At 37.4% G+C, this 18,767-nt stretch carries 15 protein-coding genes and 1 pseudogene; 15 read left to right on the forward strand and 1 reads right to left on the reverse strand.

The window, feature by feature from the left end; translation table 11 throughout:
• Positions 1–350: 350 nt before the first annotated feature.
• From NSQ74_RS15910 to NSQ74_RS15960, 11 genes are all read left to right on the forward strand, one after another.
• Positions 351–2,519 carry an acetate--CoA ligase family protein gene (locus NSQ74_RS15910; RefSeq protein WP_340824591.1) on the forward strand — a complete coding sequence of 723 codons (2,169 nt, stop codon included), beginning with the start codon at positions 351–353 and terminating at the stop codon, positions 2,517–2,519.
• Positions 2,520–2,523: 4 nt separating this feature from the next.
• Entirely contained in the window at positions 2,524–2,979 is a 456-nt protein-coding gene (locus tag NSQ74_RS15915) for a MaoC family dehydratase N-terminal domain-containing protein (protein WP_340824592.1), read from the forward strand.
• 69 nt (positions 2,980–3,048) lie between these two features.
• Entirely contained in the window at positions 3,049–3,465 is a 417-nt protein-coding gene (locus tag NSQ74_RS15920; RefSeq protein ID WP_340824593.1) for a MaoC/PaaZ C-terminal domain-containing protein, read from the forward strand.
• 26 nt (positions 3,466–3,491) lie between these two features.
• A complete protein-coding gene (locus NSQ74_RS15925; protein ID WP_340824594.1) occupies positions 3,492–4,655 on the forward strand; it encodes a thiolase C-terminal domain-containing protein in 1,164 nt (387 codons plus the stop codon).
• An 11-nt stretch (positions 4,656–4,666) separates the two neighbouring features.
• Positions 4,667–5,083 carry a Zn-ribbon domain-containing OB-fold protein gene (locus tag NSQ74_RS15930; protein ID WP_340824595.1) on the forward strand — a complete coding sequence of 139 codons (417 nt, stop codon included), beginning with the start codon at positions 4,667–4,669 and terminating at the stop codon, positions 5,081–5,083.
• 36 nt (positions 5,084–5,119) lie between these two features.
• Positions 5,120–6,316: an acyl-CoA dehydrogenase family protein gene (locus NSQ74_RS15935; RefSeq protein ID WP_340824596.1), complete on the forward strand. Its 1,197-nt coding sequence runs from the start codon at positions 5,120–5,122 to the stop codon at positions 6,314–6,316.
• A gap of 18 nt (positions 6,317–6,334) precedes the next feature.
• Positions 6,335–7,471 (forward strand): acyl-CoA dehydrogenase family protein, encoded by a 1,137-nt coding sequence (locus NSQ74_RS15940; RefSeq protein WP_340824598.1) that lies wholly within the window; start codon positions 6,335–6,337, stop codon positions 7,469–7,471.
• An 85-nt stretch (positions 7,472–7,556) separates the two neighbouring features.
• Complete coding sequence (locus tag NSQ74_RS15945; RefSeq protein WP_340824599.1) at positions 7,557–9,035, forward strand: aldehyde dehydrogenase family protein; 1,479 nt, start codon at positions 7,557–7,559, stop codon at positions 9,033–9,035.
• A gap of 70 nt (positions 9,036–9,105) precedes the next feature.
• Positions 9,106–10,386, forward strand: coding sequence for an MFS transporter (locus tag NSQ74_RS15950; RefSeq protein WP_340824600.1), 1,281 nt, complete (start codon positions 9,106–9,108; stop codon positions 10,384–10,386).
• Between the two features lie 294 nt (positions 10,387–10,680).
• Positions 10,681–11,319, forward strand: a complete 639-nt coding sequence (locus tag NSQ74_RS15955) for an HD domain-containing protein (protein ID WP_340826478.1) — start codon at positions 10,681–10,683, stop codon at positions 11,317–11,319.
• Positions 11,320–11,347: 28 nt separating this feature from the next.
• Positions 11,348–12,853, forward strand: coding sequence for a succinate CoA transferase (locus NSQ74_RS15960; RefSeq protein ID WP_340824601.1), 1,506 nt, complete (start codon positions 11,348–11,350; stop codon positions 12,851–12,853).
• Positions 12,854–12,959: 106 nt separating this feature from the next.
• Here NSQ74_RS15960 and NSQ74_RS15965 read toward each other — a convergent pair whose 3' ends face one another.
• On the reverse strand, positions 12,960–13,907 hold the full coding sequence (locus tag NSQ74_RS15965) for a LysR family transcriptional regulator (protein ID WP_340824603.1): 948 nt from the start codon (positions 13,905–13,907) through the stop codon (positions 12,960–12,962).
• Positions 13,908–14,184: 277 nt separating this feature from the next.
• On the opposite strand from NSQ74_RS15965, the gene NSQ74_RS15970 reads away from it, so the two are divergent.
• The 4 genes and pseudogenes from NSQ74_RS15970 to NSQ74_RS15985 form a co-directional block, all read left to right on the forward strand.
• Positions 14,185–15,540 (forward strand): spore germination protein, encoded by a 1,356-nt coding sequence (locus tag NSQ74_RS15970; protein WP_340826479.1) that lies wholly within the window; start codon positions 14,185–14,187, stop codon positions 15,538–15,540.
• Positions 15,537–16,631 carry a GerAB/ArcD/ProY family transporter gene (locus NSQ74_RS15975; protein ID WP_340824605.1) on the forward strand — a complete coding sequence of 365 codons (1,095 nt, stop codon included), beginning with the start codon at positions 15,537–15,539 and terminating at the stop codon, positions 16,629–16,631. Before NSQ74_RS15970 ends, NSQ74_RS15975 begins: the two co-directional genes overlap by 4 nt.
• Positions 16,631–17,737, forward strand: a complete 1,107-nt coding sequence (locus NSQ74_RS15980; protein WP_340824606.1) for a Ger(x)C family spore germination protein — start codon at positions 16,631–16,633, stop codon at positions 17,735–17,737. The genes NSQ74_RS15975 and NSQ74_RS15980 overlap by 1 nt, the downstream gene beginning before the upstream one ends.
• Positions 17,738–18,204: 467 nt before the next feature.
• Positions 18,205–18,600, forward strand: a pseudogene (locus NSQ74_RS15985) (SDR family NAD(P)-dependent oxidoreductase); the annotation flags it as partial.
• Between the last annotated feature and the right edge of the window lie 167 nt (positions 18,601–18,767).

Raw genomic sequence — 18,767 nt, forward strand, 5'->3', positions numbered from 1 at the left:
ATTTGTCGCCACCTATCTGCTATTTTCATTTTTGCTCCTTTCACCATTTCTACGGCTTTTATCTTGTACATTGCTAATCATTTAAATGGCGTATATTTCGTTTTTTAGCTTTTATCCTTCCCATAAGTCGAGGTTATCGTGCGTAGATGTCGTGAGTAGTGTGTACACGAAATAAAACACAAATTTTTAAACCCTTGCTATAACTACGTTTTTCACATGTTTTTCTTTTTTTTACTCCCTAATAATTAAATCATTTTACATGTATTTATTTTCAGAATATTTAAAATGGGTTCGTTACAATAGACAACATAATCAATTGTTTTTCTATTATTCGAAACCGAGGTGAAATAATGAATAAAGAATTGAAAGCTTATGAATCGCTAGAACCATTGTTTAATCCAAAGTCTGTTGCAGTACTTGGTGCTTCCACAAATCCATATAAAATTGGATACATTCAATTGAAAGCGCTTATAGACGGCGGTTTTGCTGGAGACATTTATCCTATTAATCCGAAAGCTAGTGAAATAGAGGGACTAACTTGCTATCCTTCAATCACAGCTGTCCCAGGGGATATAGATTTAGCAATATTTTGTGTCGGTGCAGAACAAATTCTGGACAATCTTAAGGCATGTGCGAAGAAGAATATAAAAGCAGCAATTATTTTCGCATCTGGATTCTCTGAAACTGGGGAAGAGGGTGTACTGTTACAACAGGAGTTAGCTAACATTGCAAAGGAAAATGGCATCCGAATCATAGGTCCAAACTGTGTTGGGTTAGTTAATACAACGAATGGAATGATTGGCACGTTTTCACCAGCTATTTTGGCAGTACCATTACATGAAGAAAAAGCTGTGGGCTACGTTTCGCAAAGTGGCGCATTTGGTGTATTAACGTATATGGCTGCAGCGCAAAATGGTTTAAGCTTTAATTATTTTGCAAGTGTTGGAAATGAAATGGAAACAGAATTTTCAGATGTAGTAGAATACATGATTCATGATCCAAAAACGAAAGTCATTACAGGCTATTTAGAAGGGGCTAAAGATACTAAGAAGCTTCGACGTTTAGCAAAGGAAGCACTTAATCGTAACAAGCCAATTGCATTGATGAAAACAGGCAAAAGTTCAGCCGGCAGCAGAGCAGCTGCTTCACATACAGGCTCGCTTGCGGGATCAGATTTAGTTTACGATGCATTTTTCAGGCAGAGCGGTATCGTTAGAGTCGATGATTATGAAGATATTATTACGTTTTCAAAGTTATTTTTATCTAATAGACTACCACAAGGGAAAAATACAGTGTTAATTACAAGTTCGGGTGGACGAGGTATTAACGAAGCAGATCGATGCGAAGGGCTAGGGTTAAATATTATTGCGCTAAGTGAAAAGACAAAGGCAGAAATTAAAAAGCATGTTCCATCTTACGCAAGTGCAATCAACCCAATTGACTTAACAGCTGCCGCTTCAGTAACGAATCCAGAATTATATATAGCGCCACTTCGAGCACTTGTAGCTGATCCAGAAGTTCATAATATTATCCTAACTGAATTTCCGTTGTACTGGGAAGCAGATAATCCATACTTACAGGAGTTTATCGATATATGTAAAAACTCAGATAAATTCGTCTTTATTACGACATTCCCATTAGAAGGCATGTCTGTCCCTAAAGGAAAGGATGAACTTGAGAAGAATGGCATTCCTGTCATTCCAGGTAATTTAAATCCAATCAAAGGCTTAGCAAAGCTTGTAGAATATAGCGAAAGTTATAGGAAACATCAACAAGCAACGGTCCAAGAAGAGGATTCCGCTAAGAAACGTATAGACATGTCACATGTAACTGGTTCGACATTAAGTGAAGCCCAAGCAACTGACATTTTAGATCTTTACGGGATTCCAACAACAAAACGAACTGTCGCTACGACGGCTGATGAAGCTGTTCAGTTTGCGAATAGGATTGGTTACCCAGTCGTGTTAAAAGTCGATTCAGCGGATATTCCACATAAAACCGAGGCAGATGCAATTCGACTAAATGTTCAATCAGCGAACGATGTAATGAAAGCGTTTACTGAAATTTATCAAAATGCAAGAAAATACAAAGCAGATGCTCAAATCAACGGTATTTCTGTTCAGGAAATGCTTCCTGAAGGAACAGAGGTCATTATCGGCGCAACAAAGGATCCGAATTTCGGTCCAGTAGTCATGTTTGGCTTAGGCGGTATTTTTGTTGAAGTATTTAAAGATATTTCATTTAGAGTGGCGCCACTAACAAGGGCTGATGCCGTTGAAATGATTGAAGAAGTAAAAGGCAAAGCGCTTCTGACAGGGGCACGTGGAAAAGCGCATGGCGATATTGAAGCCATCATTGACGTGTTACTGAAGGTATCGAAGCTTGTCACTGAAAATGAAGAGATAATAGAAGAATTAGATATTAATCCTTTAATCGTCTATGAAGACGGCGTAAAAGCAGCAGATGCAATGATCGTCGTGCAGAAAGATGTGTTAGAAAAGTCAGTAGTCAGGGGGTAATGATATGGAGCTAGATCAAAGCTTAATTGGTTTAACAGGACCACAATATGTTTTTGAAGTAGAAAAAAGGCACATTCGCCAATTTGCCGAATCAATTGGTGATCCTAATCCATTATATGTGGATGAAGAATATGCAAAATCAACTATTTATGGCAGCATCATTGCACCACCAAGCTTCCCAGTCGCGATAGGAGCTGACAGTGGGCAAGGAATTAATTTGCCGTTAGATTTTAGTCGCATGCTCCATGGAGAGCAAGAGTTCATTTATCATCGTCCAATTCGCCCAGGTGATCGTTTGCACTGTCAAATGAAAGTGACTGACGTATATGAAAAAGAAGGAAAAAATGGGCCAATGCAGTTTTTAGTAATGGATACAGAAATGAAGGATGAAGAAGGCGAGCTAGTTGTAATTAGTCGTACAAATATCATTTATCGTGCTGTAGCGAGTAGTAAAGCGTAAATAAACTGTTGAACGAAGATACAGAAATCTTCGTTCAACTTTTAATCCATCACTAAAGGGGGAAAAAACATGCTTCAATTTAAAAATTTACATGAAGGACAAAAGCTCGAACCACTTTTGAAGCCTGCTGTTACAAAGGTACAGCTTGTGAAATATGCCGGTGCATCAGGGGATTTCAATCCGTTACATACAGATGATGCATTTGCGCAAAGTATAGGGATGCCGGGTGTTATTGCACATGGCATGCTTGTAATGGGCTTTCTTGGTCAGTACATGATGGACCTAGCAGGTACTTCAGCTGCACCGACTAATTTTAAAATGCGCTTTGGTGCGATGACAAGACCTGGTGATGAAATTACATGTTCTGCCATTGTCAAAAAAATTTATGAAAACGAAGCTAAACAATTCGTTGATTTAGAACTATATGCGGAAAAAGCTCCAGGAAAAGTAGTTGGATTTGGAGAAGCGACATTACAAATGATTTAACAAATGGAAACAAGGAGGTTGGCAATATGGCTACTATTAAAGATCGCTATGCCATTGTAGGCGTAGGAGAAAGTGAACGTTCGAAAAATTCAGGTAGAACACCTTTACATTTAGCATTAGACGCTGCTCGTGCTGCGTTAAAAGATGCCGGTTTAGAAGCGAGAGAAATCGATGGCTTTATGAGCTACTCTGAAAATGATTCTTGTACATCCCATCAGTTAGCGACCTATTTAGGCGCGCGACCGAAATATGTTAAAGACATTATGGGAGGCGGAAGCAGTACAGAAATGTTAATTGCGGATGCCATCGGATTAATCGAAACAGGTCAAGTCAATACCGTGCTAATTTATCGTGCAATGAATGGCCGCTCTGGCGTTCGTATGGGCGGTGGTGGCTGGGATGTAAATATGCTTCAAGGGGCAATGGATGGCGGAAGCTTTTTCATTCCTTATGGGGCAGGTGGACCAGGTCAATGGTTCGGCTTATTCGCTACGCGTCATATGCAACAAACAGGACTTACACACGAACATTTAGGGCACGTCTGTGTGAGCTTTTATGAGCATGCACAACGAAACCCAAAAGCGTTCTTCTATGGTAAGCCATTATCAATGGAAGAGTATTTAAAGACACCATCTTTAAGTTATCCATTTAATAAACATGATTTTTGCCTAGAATCAGACGAGGCGAATGCCATTATCGTCACATCCGCTGAGAAAGCAAAGGATTGCAAGTCAAGACCTGTCTATATTATGGGTATTGAAGCGAGACGAACTGTATCACATGCGCATTACTGGACAAATTTAGATGAAGTAGCATCAGACTTCGTTGCACCTTCCCTTTATAAAAAAGCAGGGGTTACACCACAAGATATTCAAGTCGCTTCGATATACGATTGCTTTAGTTGGGTAGTACTGCGCCAATTAGAAGCATATGGCTTTGCTGCACGTGGCGAAGTAGGTGATTTCGTTGCAAGTGGCAATTTAAAAATGGGTGGCAAGCTTCCTACGAATACAGCAGGAGGCATGCTATCGGAAGGTTATACGCATGGCATGAACAATGTCCTTGAAATTGTTCGTCAAATTCGTCACGAGTATAAAGGTACTGATCGTCAAGTCGAAAATTGCGAAATAGGCATTTGTACTGGCTGGTCTGGCCCAGATATTGCGGGTGCAATGATTTTAAGAAACTAGGAGGGAAAATCATGAGTTATCAAAAACCAATTCCACTTAAAACACAAGACAATCAACCATATTGGGATGCAGCTGATCGGCATGAGCTAGTCCTACAAAAATGCGAAACATGTAATTCTTATAATCACCCACCTGGCCCAGCTTGTTCAAAATGCGGTTCCACAGAACTTAGCTGGGAAAGTCAAGGTTCGGCTATTACGGGAACTATCTATTCGTATGTTGTGTCGTATCGCCCGTTCCTACCGGGTTTCCAAGATGATTTACCAACGATTATTGTTGTCGTACAACTAGATAATTTAAAAGAAGTAAAAATAATTGGCAATGTGCTTGCATGTCCACCAGAGGAAGTAAAAATCGGCATGCCTGTAAAAATGACATGGCAGGATATTACGGAAGATCGAGCTCTTCCACAATGGATACAAGCATAACAGATTAATATCGTTTTAAAAGAAAGGAATGATTACATGGATTTTTCATTTACGAAAAAGGAAGAGCAATTTCGTCAAGAGTTAAGAACTTGGCTAGAAGCGAACTTACCAGATGGATGGTTACAAGGCGAAGTGCAATTAGATAAGGAATCAAAAGAATATGAGTTATTTTTACGAGATTGGCAAAAGAAACTATATGAAGGTGGTTGGGCAGCGATTGCGTGGCCTAAACAATATGGTGGGCGCAATGCAACGCTTATGGAGGAAATTGTCTATCAACAAGAGATGGTACGTGTCAAAGCACCACCGTTAATAAATTATGTAGGTCTGCATATGGTTGCACCGACATTGATGCAAATTGGTACGGAAGAACAAAAGGAAAAATATATCGAAAAAATTATTACAGGTGAAGAAGTTTGGTGCCAAGGTTATTCAGAGCCGAATGCAGGATCAGATGTAGCGGCTATTCAAACGACAGCTGTAAAAGATGGTGACCGTTGGATTATTAATGGGCAAAAGGTTTGGACGAGTTTCGGTCATGTAGCGGATCGCTGCTTTTTAATAACTAGAACGAGCCGACTAGAGAAAAAACATAAAGGTATTACAGTATTCCTTCTCGATATGCATCAGCCAGGGGTGGAAACACGACCAATCGTCTCAATGGATGGTCAAAAAGATTTTAATGAAGTGTATTTAAATGATGCCATTGCGTATGATGCAGAAATTATCGGTCAAGTAGATGAGGGCTGGAAGGTTATCATTGCTCTTCTAATGCATGAACGAACTGGAATTGGTGGTCAAGTATTTACGCTAGAGCAACAATTCAATGATCTAGTTGCGTTAGCTAAGGAATTGAATGATGAAGATGAGCCGCTTATTAAAAATCCATTCATTCGTAAAACAATGGTGGATTTATACACTCGTTCACGTGGGTCACTATTAAACTATTATCGAAATTTAACAAAGCAATTGAAAAATGGCCATCCTGGTGCAGAAAGCTCTATGGATAAACTACTTGTTAGTGAATTAACAAAAGAACTGTTTGCGCAAGCGATTTCGATGCAAGGCCATCATGGCGTCCTATGGAAAGAAAACGCATTGATGGATCGGTCCTATTGGCAGGACAATTATTTGTACTCTTTTGGTCAGACAATTGGCGGTGGAACAAGCGAAATACAAAAGAATACCATTGCTGAACGAATTCTAGGTTTACCAAAAGATATGGGTCGATAAAAAGCGGGGGTGTAAGATATGGATTTCTCTTTAAATCAAGAACAAGAAATGTTTCGAAACTATGTACGTAAATATTTAGATGATGTCGGACAAACAAAAGTAGCCCGTGAGTTTACAGAAGGCAATACAAGCTCATTTCAAGCACTGTATGCTGGATTAGCGGAACTTGGCTGTGCAAGTGTGAATGTGTCAGAAGAAAATGGTGGTATGGGGCTAGGTCAGTTAGATTTAGTACCTATTTTAGAAGAGACAGGTCGAGCATTGCTTCCAGGCTTATATTTAGAAACAAATGCTTTAGCGGTACCGTTATTGGAGAGATTTGGTACTGAAGAACAAAAAGCTAAATATTTATCAGCTATTGCTAGTGGTGAGCATACCTTTACTGTTGCATGGTTAGAGCCTAGCGGAAACTACAAGCCTTCAAATGTGAAATTAAGTGGCACATTGCAGGATGACGTTCTAACGTTGAATGGTGTGAAATCATTAGTACCAGACGTTGAGCTTGCCAATAGCTTACTCGTTCTAGTGCGTACTTCTGAAGGGCAAGGTGCGGAAGGAATATCATTAGTAATCGTTGATTGTGATGATGTGTCACTACAAGTGCAACCTCAAAAAAACATGGATGAAACCCGTTTGCTTGCAGAAGTGACTTTTAATAATGTCCAAGTTTCAAGTCAGCAAATTCTTGGCACTATTGATCATGGGTGGGATGTTTTGCAAGAGGGTCTATTATCATTTAATGCAGCCCTTTGCTCATCGATTGTTGGAAGTATGGAAAAAATCGTTGAAACAGCCGTTGAATATGCGAATATTCGTGAACAGTTTAATCAACCGATTGGAAGATTCCAAGCAATTAAACACAGATTAGTCGATATGAAAATGGATTTAGAAACAGCTCGTTCGTTAGCCTATTATGCAAACTGGGCGATTGAAAGTGATGCTGCTGATAAAGTTGAAGCGGTTTCAAGTGCTCGCTTATTTGCTACCGAGGCATTTATAAAAGTCGCATCTCAAAGTATTCAAATTCATGGTGGGATTGGTTTTACTGAAGAAATTGATTGCCATCTATATGTGAAAAGAGCGCGTTTCTATGAAAATTATCTAGGAAGCACACAGCAATATTATGAGCAGGCAGCAGTTGCCTTAGGTTGGTAGTAGATTATCTTACGTCTTAAACATTGCAAAGGCACTATGCTGCAATGTTTAAGCAAATCTCATATTTGAAAGGGTGGGAAAGACATTGAAAACATTGAATAATTTGAAAGACTATCAAAATGTCATTAACGGGAAGGCAATTCCATCATCTTCAGGTAATAAAATGGATAGCTATGATCCGGCAACTGGTAAGGTGTGGGCAACCATTCCTTGTAGCACTGTCGAAGATGTTGAAGCAACGGTGACGGCTGCTCGTACTGCCCTTCCAGGTTGGTCAGCACTTCCTGCTAGTGAAAGAGCAAATTATTTACGTCGTATTGGCGATATGATTGCACAATATGGCGATGAATTGGCTGAACTAGAAACGAAAGATAATGGTTGGGTTATTCGTGAAACAAAGTTCGGACTTATTCCTATCCTATCAAGTATGTGGTATGATGCCGCAGCGGCAGCTACTAATGTTGGGAGTAAAGGCGAAACCGTGCAACTTGGGCCAAATACTGTAGGATTTACAATGCGTGAACCTTATGGAGTCGTAGTAGGCATTATTCCATGGAATTCAGCATTATGGACATTTACGGTGAAAGCAGCGGCAGCACTTGCTGGTGGAAACACGGTCATCATTAAACCATCGGAATTAGCAGCAGCTGCACCGCTCCGTTACGGAGAACTTATTCAAAGTATTTTACCACCAGGCGTTTTAAATGTTATTTCTGGTACAGGCGCTGAAGTGGGCGATGCGCTCGTTCGTCATCCAAACGTCAATAAAGTAAGCTTAACCGGTTCAGGGAAAACTGCGAAAGCAATCGCCGAGTCCACTGCGCAACATCCTAAATCAATGGTATTAGAATTAGGTGGCAAATCACCGAATATTGTTTTTGAAGATGCTGATTTAGCGAAAGCAGCAAATGGCGTCACAGTAAATGGTATTTTCACAGGCAATGCAGGACAGCTTTGTGTCGGCGGCTCACGAATCCTAATTCAACGATCTGTCTTAGATAAAATGATTGCTCTAATGAAAGAAGAAATAACAACACATATTCAATTGGGCAACACATTAGACATGCAGACGCCAATGGGACCAGTTGCCAATGAAATGCAATATAAAAAGGTTTGCTCCTATATTGAGCTAGGGCAACAAGAAGGTGGAGAAATCATCGTTGGCGGACGCTTCGGTGGTGCCAACTTGTTACCAGGTCAAGATGATTTAGCGGATGGCTATTGGATCGAACCGACCTTACTAAAAGTAGAAAGTAATAACTTGCAAGTTTGCCAAGAAGAAATTTTTGGACCAGTTGCTGTCGTGATACCATTTGATACAGAAGAAGAGGCACTTGCCATTGCCAATGATACAGAATACGGATTAGGTGCCGGTGTTTGGACATCTGATTTAAATCGTGCACATCGAATGATTCGCTCTATCGAATCTGGAAATGTGTGGGTAAATACGTATCGCATCGTTGGAACTGAACTTCCATTCGGTGGACAAAAAGCGAGTGGCTTTGGTACAGACTCTGTACTCGAATTCACACGTGAAAAAACATGCTATATTCAAATTGGCTAACGTCTAACGACGGATAGACAGGTATGAAAATATAATCGTTAGGACAAGTAAACATGAAACGGGGAATAGTATGCCACAAGCAAAAAATGGACTATTTTATGGATGGTATATTGTTTTAACAAGCTTCTTGATTATGTTTTCGGCATTCTCCATTGTAAATTCTCTACACAGTTTATTTCTTGTGCCGGTAACAAGCGAATTGGGCATGACAAGAACGACTTTTTCAATTGTACTTTCCGTTGGAGGTCTTGGTGTTGCGATAGCTTCACCTTTTATGGGAAAGCTCCTTGCTAAAGGCAATATGAAGTTAATAATGTCTGTATGTGTTATTTTTGCAGGCTGTGGCTTTATGTTGTATTCCTTTGCGCAGTCGGCAATCTATTTTGCCATCATCGCTTTTTTTATAGGGGTATGTGTTGCTGGATTTTCCAATATTCCTATCTCCATTATGCTAACGAATTGGTTTTATGAAAAAAAGGGGCTAGCAATGGGATTGGCATTCGCTGGATCAGGTGTCGGGACGGCAGCACTTAGCCCTATTTTAACAACGTTAATTTCAAATTATGGTTGGAGAACAACTTATGTCATTGCAGGCGTACTAATTATCGTTATTTCGTTGCCATTAATTTTATTTTTCACTAAGAAAAACCCTGCTGAAAAAGGGACGATGGCACTTGGTGCAGATCGTGTCCAAGAGGAGCAAGCGAATACGGCTCAATCGGGTTTAACGCTGGCTGAGGCAAAGAAATCAGGCGTGTTTTGGCTATTTATTTTCGGTGTCGTATGCTTTGCGCTTGTTGCAGGCGGGGTACAAATGCATATACCGGCTTATTTAATTGATATTGGCCATCCTGCGTTATTTGCTGGAACAATTTTCGGTCTGTTATCTTTATCAAATACTGTTGGAAAGCTAATTCTTGGAGCCATATTCGATAAATTTAGAACAACTGGCGGAATCCTATTTGTAGGTGTTTGTATGACAATAGCGATGGTGTCATTGCTAATGGCAAACGCTAAGAGCTTTGCGTTTGTATTCGCGATCGCTTACGGATTTAGTATTGTCATTGCCACAATCGGCCCTCCGTTTATGACAGATGATTTGTTTGGCAAAAAAGATTTCGGTGCCATTTTTGGCTTCGTACAGGTATTCTTCGTTGCAACGAGCTCACTAGGCGTTATCGTTTCTGGTCTTATCTATGACCTTACAGAAAGCTACAAAGTGGCATGGATCATTTTTCTAGGTTTATTTATTCTTAGTATGCTTTGTATTTTAATCGCAAATAGTATGACAAAGAAAAAGCGCTCAAATGTTGAGGAGATTGTTATGGAAGAAAGTATTGAAGTTATTTAATATCGTTCGTATTTTTAAGAGAGTTTCCTCCAACAGGAAGCTCTTTTTTTGTTATGGCTTCATCAGCAACGTCAAGAGACTGATTGTAGCCTACTGCATTTAGTTAAAACTAATTAAGTGAAAAAGGTAGAAATGTCGTTCAAACAGCTTGTCTACCTATCGATTAAGCAATTCGGCAAAGAGGAATCATAGAAAAAACCTATGATTATTATAGAAATTATAGAATTGATTGATAGGTGGTCGTTTTTTATAATTTTATATAAGCACTAATTATTGCGAATGGGGGAGGAACTACTGATGACAAATATTGCTGGTATTCATATACCTGACAGCCAATTGGCATTAGACGCACAGGATATTTTAAAGGAACATGGTTCACAATTGCTGTGGAATCATTCAAATCGAGTGTATTTGTTCGGTGCACTACAGGGCGAAAAAGCAAAGAAAAAATATGATGGAGAGCTTCTATATGTAAGTGCCTTGTTTCATGATTTAGGCCTAACAAAGCATTATAGTAGCCAAGACAAACGCTTTGAGGTGGACGGTGCCAATGCAGCACGTCAATTTTTAGCCCATTATCAAATTGATGAAAATGCTATTCAGTTAGTATGGGATGCCATCGCCCTCCATACGACAATCGGAGTTGCTGAGCATAAAGAAAATGAAGTGGCATTGCTCTATGCAGGGGTAGGGCTCGATGTGATGGGAGAAGGCTATTATAATTTGACTGATGAAGAACGCAAAGCCATTATAAAAGCATTTCCACGGAATCAATTTAAAAAAGAAATTTTGCCAGCCTTTTTTGAAGGATTTAGACATAAGCCTGAAACAACATTTGGCAATATAAAATCGGATGTCTGTGCACTATATATTCCAGACTATAAACCTAAAAATTTTTGTGATTGCGTATTGCACTCACCTTGGACTGAATAAATTAAGCGTAGATAAGGGGGATAAATAGATGTTAAAACTTGCACAAAAGAAAATTCGACATGAAGCATTACAACATAAAATTGTATCAGCTCAAGAGGCCGCATCTTGGATAAAAGATGGCATGTTATTAGGAATGAGTGGCTTTACACGGGCGGGTGATGCAAAAATAGTACCACTAGCACTTGTAGAAAAAGCAAAAACGGAAAAATTCCAAGTGGACGTTTATACAGGAGCATCACTTGGTCCAGAGGTGGATCAACTGATGGCTGAAGCAGGGATTATTCGTAAGCGTGCACCTTATCAAGGTGATCCAGCTATTCGCCAACTAATAAATAGTGGAGAAGTATTGTATACAGATGCCCATGTATCGCATAATGCCGAATTAATTCGCCAAGGAATCGTTGGGCCGATTGATTATGCGATTATTGAGGCTACTGCGATTACTGAGGATGGCTTGCTTATACCGACTACTTCGGTAGGAAATTCGCCAATTATTTTACAAATGGCTAAAGAAATTATTATTGAACTAAACGTTTCGCATCCGGATGCACTGGAAGGTATTCATGATATCTATATACCAGATGTACAAGGGAAAAGGGAGCCAATCCCATTAACGCATGCAGGGGAGCGAATCGGAACAATCGGCATGCCAATAGATATGACAAAGGTGCGTGGTATCGTGCTATCCGAACAAGCCGATGCGCCTTCTACAATTGTACAACCAGATGAAGAAACTGCTAATATGGCAGAGCATTTACTTAATTTTCTACGCGATGAAGTGAAAGCTGGCCGTTTAACCAAAACGTTAGCACCGCTCCAATCTGGTGTAGGATCGGTAGCAAATGCCGTGTTAAATGGGTTTTTAGAATCTGAATTCGAAGATTTAGAAATCTATTCGGAAGTATTGCAGGATGCGGTATTTGAGTTAATCGACGCAGGCAAAGTGAAATCTGCTTCTGGGACATCCATTACATTGTCAAAAGAACGTGGTGAGCAAGTATATAGTCAACTAGAAAACTATTTAGACTGTTTGATTTTACGACCTCAAGAAATATCGAATCATCCTGAAATTATCCGCCGTTTAGGTTTGATTTCGGTCAACACAGCACTTGAAGTTGATATTTATGGAAATGTAAATTCTACACATGTTTCTGGAACGAAGATGATGAATGGTATAGGAGGTTCAGGCGACTTCGCTCGCAATGCACGTTTAGGTATATTTGTAACGAAGTCCTATGCCAAGGGCGGTACTATTTCAAGTATTGTCCCGATGGTCTCTCATGTAGATCATACCGAGCATGACGTTGACGTTATTGTGACAGAGTTTGGTGTAGCGGATTTACGGGGCTTAGCACCAAAAGAACGTGTACCATTAATCATCAATCATTGTGCACATCCAGATTATCGTCCGCAATTATGGGCGTATTATCATGCTGCAGTAGAGAAGACAGGCAATCATCATACACCTCATTTACTTGAAGAAGCACTTTCATGGCATGTGCAACTTGCGAAAACAAAGACAATGAAAAAATAAAGCGAAAGATGGCTAAGTTTAGTACTTAGTCATTTTTTTCGTTAGCCCATAATATAAATCCACAGAACTTCACATATTTACAGCGAAGTTTTGTGGATTTGTTTTGTTAAGAAGATTTTATTAATAGATGGATAAGATTTAGACTCTCTTTTGAAATAGAAAAACCAGCTTTTTTAAGTCCATTAATCATTAATTGAATGTAAGCTTTCGCTGCAAAATTAATGAATTTATCTTTTCTATATAATAGGACGATTTCACGTTCTAAGGGAGGATTGAATATTGTGCGCTTGCAAATCATATTGGAATAATATTGGTCATAAAGTGTTTCTGAAATAATTGTTGCGCCAACATTTTGTTCAACTAAATTAAAAATGGCTTGAACACTCGCAGTCTCTATTTTTGGGTGGATATGAAGCTTTTCTTTACGCGCTACACGATCAATCAACTTCCTACATTGATTGATTGCTGGAAACAAGATAAGTGGTGTCGTTAATACATCTTGAAAGGCGATTTCTTCAGACTCTATAGGATAATCACGATGTGCTACAAATAGCAGTTCTTCTGTAAACAGTGGAATCATGATAAGCTGCTCTTCTTCATAATCAAAATACTCTTGTTTATAGGAAATAGCAAAATCAATTTTATTGTCTTTAAACTGTTTTAATAAATCATCTGAACTATTAATACATACTTCTAAATCTGGGTAATCACGATGGTAGTCTACTAAATAATTGGACACCAAATTTGTTAATTCACCAGGTAACGTACCAATTACTAATTTACCTGCTTTTAATTGTTTCAAGTCAATGATTTGATTGCTTGTATTATCGATGGCACGAAATATATGAATACATTGCTCATGCAATATTTTACCTGCTTCTGTAATCGCGATTTTTTTCCCTATACGATCAAAAAGTGGAATGCCAAGCTCCATTTCCAGTACTTTAATTTGTTGGCTTAGCGTTGGTTGAGAAATATTTAATTTTTCAGCAGCCTTTGTAAAATGAAGTTCATCACATAGTACTTTAAAGTATTCAAGCTGGCGTATTTCCATAGTTCGTACCTTCTTTATTTTTTTCTAATATTATAACATGCTTCAAATAGAGAATCTTACAATCTAGCGAATGACAACTTGGTTTTGATAATGCCAAAAGGCTTGTAAAGATAGTTATTTTCAGCTTCGAAATCCTACAAATCACGCATCTACAACCATCTTGTGAACCTAAAATTCCAGATTAAACGAGCGAATAGAACGTTTAGTATAAAGTGCTATCGGTTAACCTAATTGTATTAAAAAATACTTAAATGGAGGTGTGTAATGCTTGGATAATATGGCTAATTTGAATTTTCCTCCGTTAATGGTTGAGCTATTAGAAAAGTTTTCACCTTCCGATGACACAAACTTAAAGCCTTTACAAATAGAAGATAATACAGTATTTATCTTTTACTTAAAATCAGCAATAGATGGTGCTAAATTGCACGAAATGCTCATAAAGCCTTTTTTCGAAATGAAATCAAATAAAAGTTTTACATTCTATATTGAATCGTTACCGAACTTAACAAAAATGCAATGTGGGGAATACCTTCTAATCGAAATAACGAAGGGCTATGTTCTATTAGCGATTAATGATGCTTTTTATTTGATTGATATTAAATTAGTCAATTCAATGGCTTTACAACAAACACTCATTGAGCCTACTGTATATGGACCTCAAACAGCATTAAGCGAGGATATTGAAACGAATTTAAACATCATTCGCCAGCGTTATCATGAACCAACATTAAAGTTTGACACGCATGCTTTAAAAGGAAAAAGTCACAAGACTTTAATCATTATGTATGATGAAAGAACAGTAAAGCAATCTGTTCTTCAAAATATCCAAGAAAAAATAGAAAATTTAGACGTCCCGCTTATTCAATCTACTGGAGAATTACAACTACACCTAAATGGCTCTAAATTTTCCCTTTTCCCCATTACCATTTTGACGGAGCGACCTGACCGTATTTCTTACAATTTGGCGGCAGGGAAAGTGGTAATTATGTTAAATGGGAGTCCTCAAGCTTTAATTGCTCCCGTTGTATTTTTTGACTTTATGACATCGATGGAAGATAACTACCATACTTACTGGATAACTACTTTTACATTAATTCTCCGGTATATTGGGTTATTTGTCTGTTTTGTATTACCTGCTATGTATGTTGCGATAACATCCTATACGCCAGACATACCAAGAACCGAATTGGCACTTACTGTTGCTGGGAGTCGAGTAGGCGTTCCATATCCGTCCTTTATCGAAGTAATCTTTATGCTTATTTTTATGGAGTTTCTTACAGAGGCAAGCATACGATTGCCAAAGGCTATTAGTGCAACGGCTACGACAGTTGGTGGGCTAATTTTAGGGACTGCGGTTACTGAAGCTACATTAGCATCGAATATAATGATTATTATTGTTTCAGCTGTTGCAATTACAAGCTTTGTCATCCCGATTAGTGAGATGAGTTTTTCTATTCGAATTTGTAGATATTTATTAGTCATCTATACTACGCTGTTCGGTATGATGGGGTTAATTTTAGGATCTATATGGCTGCTAATGTTCTTAGTAAATAAACGGAGTTTTGGTGAGCCATATTTAAAAGTGTATTGGCGGTCAGATAGGAAGGAATTAGAGGTGCAATCAAAAAGATGAGCAGGTATCTATATTACTTTATACTTGTCACAATGGTTACAAATCTTATTGCATCAGTGCCCAGAATTTTAATGAGAGATAGTAAAGACGGCGTCATACTATCTATGATAATTGCAGTCATTTTCGGGGCTATTCTTACTATCATTGTCATTAATTTATTTAGTTACTTTCCAAATAAAAGCTTTCCAGAAATAATGAAGAAGAGTACGCCTAAATGGTTTTATTATCCCGTCTTATTCTACTTTGCCTGTTCATGGTTTGCAGCGGGGCTCATTACACTTACAACGTATGTCTTTATGTTTAATACATTTTTGTCCTATGAAACCTCTATAACCATTACGACACTTGCATTTTTATTGGTCATTTCTTTTGGCCTGTTTATAAAAGAAAAAAGTGTTCTTTATATGACGGAGCTAATATTAATCATTTTTTTACCAGTCATTATCTTTTTAATCATAAAAATATATACTGAACCAAAATTAGAATGGGACTTTGTCAAAATTGCATTTACGTACATCAATGATTATCCTAGCTATAATTCTTTTTCAGCATCTACGTATATTTTTATTGGCGCAGTGAATATCATTATTTTTAATAAATATATTAAAATAAAGAAAAAAGCCGGATTAAAGCAATTTGCCATATTAGGTATTGTAGGTGCCTTTACTTTATTTACAACCTATTTTATACCGATTGGATTTAACGGCTTCGAACAAATTGAAAATCTTACTTTTCCATGGATTACTACAAGTGACTCAGTACGTATGAAGTATTCACTTATTGAACGCGTTACGTTTCTTTTTGTCATCGTATTTATTGCGGTTGCCTTTATTAGCTTATTAATACATTGGTATGTGTCGTTAAAATTATTTGAAAGCATATTTCATTTTAAAAAATTGAAATGGAAACAAACAAACCTCACTCCTTTTTTAGTTGTTCTTCTATTTGGGTTAATTGCATTAGCTACGACACGTGTCATAAATGAATTTGAATTAGTGAAATTATCAATGCTTTTTTATGATTTATTACCGTTATTTTACGGTGTGTTAATCGTTAGTTTACTAACTGCTAAACGGAGGCTCAAATTATAATGGCACATTTAAAATATTTTGCTATGATGGTTGTCGTTATGAGCTTTCTTACAGGCTGTGGTTTTAAAGATATTGATAACCGAGTATTTGTTACAGGAATTGGAATTGATCCTTCCGAGAATGAGGATGGGACGTATAGAGTCACTTTGAAATTAGCGATACCTGTTTCCATCAAATCAAAGAGTAATACTAGTTCAAGTTATCAGTTTTTAGTGCATGAGGGAGATAATATCGGCGAGATTATTCAAATTTTAGAGACTCATACAGATAAAGTTTTAGAGTTTGGACATGCAAAAGTTATTTTAATAAATGAAATACTGTTAGAAGAAAATTTAAAAAATTTTATGGATTATTTATTTAGAAGAGGGGATATCCAATCTATTGCATATATAGGTGCCGCTAGAGATTCTGCTGAAGAGGTGTTAAGAACTTTACCAAAAGGGGAATCTGTAGTAGCTTCTCCATTAACAAAGTTTTTTGGTGAAACAGGGAATGATAGTCCTTATGTCGTTTCTGTCTATTTATATGAGATTCGAAGGGATTTTCACAGTAAAGGGATAGATGCAATACTACCTATCGTTGAGACCAACAAATCAGGTACACAATTAATCGTAAATAAATTATTAGTAGTAGGCGATAAAGGGAAACCACTGGAACTGACGTCTAAATATACGCAAGCATTTAATGCGCTTAAAAATAGCGTTCCTGGATATAGTTTTAGACTCGACAGCGAAGGTTACAAATTATTAATAAATATGACGACAACGAAAATGAAATACAACATCATACAAGAAAATGGACAACCGAAATCTATAAAGGTTAATGTTGAAATGTCTGGTACAATAAGTCAGTCAAATAAGACGTTATTAATGGATAAATTGGAAGACTATAATAAATTAGCTTCGAGAGAAATAAAACAGGAATTGGAAAAAATATTTACTTCCTTTCAAGAAAAAGACCTCGATCCTTTTGGATTTGGACTGAGGTACCGAACAATGCAATTACATCAAAAGGGTACCATTAAAAAGTGGGAAAATGCTTATCCTGCATTACCATTTGATGTAACCGTAGACGTCAATTTAAAAACTACAGGAACAATTGATTAATTTCCTATCGCTTGTTAAGAACATGAACGATTAAATAATTTAAAGGGCCTTTCTAAATAGAAAGGCTTTTACATTTTATTAAAGCATGTATTTGTGACAGAAGTGGAAAAACAATTTAAGGTATCTTTGCATAAGACATTCGTTCAAAGTCCGATGAAATAAAGGTGTATCACAAGAAAAATTCTTCATCTATCGAAAAAGTGGCCGAGCATCCAGTAAGAATAAGAAACAAAAGAGTTAATAACGAACATTTTTAAGATAATCACATTTTAATGTTCGTATAAATTAATTAAAAATGCGCATTGTTCATCGGCTGGACACTTTGCTAAATGTTTAAAACACGAACAATACATTGAATGTATACTTAACATGGATATTGAAATGTGGGAGCGGTATTAATTGTATGAACGAATGAAATTTAATATTTTTGGGTCAGGGTAATGTTAAATAGCGAATTAGACATTTTTGGTTTAGGGCCTTCTCCTATTTCCACGGCATATGCCACTACAAAACATGCAGTTGTTGGCTTAACAACCTCACTCCATTATGAAGCTGAAGAATTTGGGATTAAAGTAAGTGCACTATGTCCGACATTTGTTGAAACACCTATTTTTGAATCTTCTAAAGCAATCAATATTAATAAGGCAGAAATAATAAAACAATTTCAAAAACAAAAAATGATGTCTTCTGAAAAGATTGCTAAAATTGCTTTAAAAGGAATTCACAGAAACAAACCTATTATTTGCCCAATGCCAATGCGTCGGACAATGGATATTTTTTTCACACTTTTTCCTCCAGCACATAAAGGGCTAATGAGGTTAGTTTGTAAAGTCAGCAGAAAAGCGCGGATTCTTGAAAATTAATTGTAAAAAAAAGAGCATGCTTTGATTAACTTTTATTCAAAGCATGCTCTTTTGTATTGATTCGATAAAATAATCTTTAAATTTGATACTAAAAAGTTGTTTAAAATTGCACAATAAAACTCATTTAATTCAGAGATTTTGTGAAATTTAATGGCCAATATTATTGC

This window comes from Lysinibacillus sp. FSL W8-0992 (genome assembly GCF_038008685.1).
Classification (GTDB): domain Bacteria; phylum Bacillota; class Bacilli; order Bacillales_A; family Planococcaceae; genus Lysinibacillus.